The sequence below is a fragment of the Aeribacillus sp. JST-2 genome (genome assembly GCF_056032925.1).
This window is the reverse complement of the sequence record NZ_JBVVUU010000119.1, coordinates 1-563: the sequence shown is the minus strand read 5'-3', so window position 1 is coordinate 563 and position 563 is coordinate 1. Positions and strand designations below refer to the sequence as shown.

The following is a 563-nucleotide window of genomic DNA, read 5'->3' as shown; positions in this document are numbered from 1 at the left end:
CTCCCTCTATAAACTTTAATTTTCTTCAAAATTCTCGCGTTTTCTTTAAATTTCGCTAACACATAATAGCTTCTTCACCTCAAATAAGCAGAAATTTCTTGTATTTATTCAATATATTTACATGGTAAGGTGCATCCTATAATACAGATTTACAATATCTGTAATATCATGTATGACCGTGCAAGAAGTCTCCACACTTCTCATGGTCGCTCACCCTCCCATGTATCACTGGATTTTAAGATCCACACATTCCTTCGTCCTGCGTACCCATGAGGTGGAGGTTGGATATGCTCCTTTACAGGGTCTAATGCCCGAATGGTGAAAATATACTCCAACTCTGCACTATTGGTGTTTGTCAGAATAACAAGTCGTTTGAAAGCTTTTATGCAGCCTGTAATGCTTTTATTTGAGGTAATCCCTTTAATAGCTTTAATCCATCAAACTCACACTGTTTCTTACCAATGGCAAATAACACACGTAATAATTTACAACACAAGGCAATCAGAGACTGTTGTTTTTTTAACGGCCTGTCTGGCCGATTGGTATAGTAATGATGCAAGGCT

The 563-nt window shown here is 37.5% G+C and carries 1 pseudogene; it reads right to left on the bottom strand.

The features are described from left to right. Positions 1-382: 382 nt before the first annotated feature. Positions 383-563 (bottom strand): annotated as a pseudogene (locus tag AC0KTX_RS16845) (IS110 family transposase); the annotation flags it as partial.